This is a genomic window from Streptomyces sp. NPDC059900, assembly GCF_050270335.1.
Taxonomy (GTDB): Bacteria; Actinomycetota; Actinomycetes; order Streptomycetales; family Streptomycetaceae; genus Streptomyces.
Genome location: NZ_JBNNJZ010001144.1, coordinates 1 through 1,159 on the forward strand (window position 1 = coordinate 1; position 1,159 = coordinate 1,159).

The 1,159-nt window shown below is 71.0% G+C and carries 1 protein-coding gene; it reads right to left on the reverse strand.

Going from position 1 to position 1,159, the window contains the following annotated elements; genetic code table 11:
- Window positions 1-19: 19 nt before the first annotated feature.
- Entirely contained in the window at window positions 20-1,036 is a 1,017-nt protein-coding gene (locus ACQKIP_RS47945; protein ID WP_427745926.1) for a saccharopine dehydrogenase, read from the reverse strand.
- Between the last annotated feature and the right edge of the window lie 123 nt (window positions 1,037-1,159).

The window sequence follows — 1,159 nt, forward strand, 5'->3', positions numbered from 1 at the left end:
GTACTGAGGGGCGTGGCGGTCAGCTGACGCCGGGTGCTGCGTCGGTGAAGACAGCACCGGCCTCGGCCATCCGCTCGACCACATAGGCCAGGTCGATCAGCGCCTCGGGCATATGGATGCCCGGCGTGACGGCCTCGCCGCGCAGTCCGAGCAAGCGCTCGGTGCCCAGTGCGATGCCCAGTGCGGTCAGGGGGCACTGCCCTGCCGGATGGACCAGGTAGCTGCTCCTGCGGATCGGCGCGCCCCCTCGATCAGCGCCCTCGATGTCGATCCGGACCTCGAAGGACGCGGGCTCGCCGCGGCGCCGGCCGACGGATTCGCCGACGGCGAAGTCGAAGCGGACATCGGGCGCGTTCGTCGCCAGGGCCAGGCTTGGTACGTCGAGGATGGCGATGCTCTGGGCGGGCACAACGGTGCCGTCGGTGCTGCGCACCTGCGCTTGTGCGTCCGGGCCGCTGATCCAGGTGAAGACTCCGTCTTGGCGCACCATTGCCGCCGGGGTGGCGGCGGACCAGCGCTGCAGATCCGCTTTTCCCGCGGGCCCGCCGGTATCCTGCTCGTCCAGGACGGCACCGATGCGGATGGTGTCGATCCGGTCGAGCTGCCGCGCCGAGTGCAGAGCCGCCAGGACGACGCTGCCGGCGCAGTAGTGGCTGGCCAGCAGGATCGGCGCGGCGTCTGTCCGGTGGGCGCCCGCGACGACCTCCGGCGCGATGTCCGCCAGGCCGCTGGAGATGCTGAGGTAGGGCAGCCCGCGGTGCTGGGCGTAGCGCAGCCCGTTCAGGTGCTTGTCCCACAGTGCGGCGATCACCGCCGAGTAGTGGTGCTCTGCCGGCAGGCCGAGTTCGCCGTGCCGCAGGTCGGTGGTCACCGCTGTTGCGGTGCCCAGTTCGTCGGCCACCCGCCGGGCGTGGTCGATGTCGCGGCCGGCGATCGTCAGCGGCAGTGCCGGATGCCATTGGCGCAGCAGGGCGGCGGCCCGGGCGCCCGTCTGCCCCGTACCGCCCAGGATCAGTACCGATTGCGGCTGTCCCACTGCGGGTTCCCCCTCGCATCGATGAAGCTACATTTTGTAGCTTAGGTTGGAGAACGACCGCAAGGGAGACCATGGCCACCACACCGAGCCGCCTGTCCCGGCAGGCCCGGCGGGAGCAGCTGC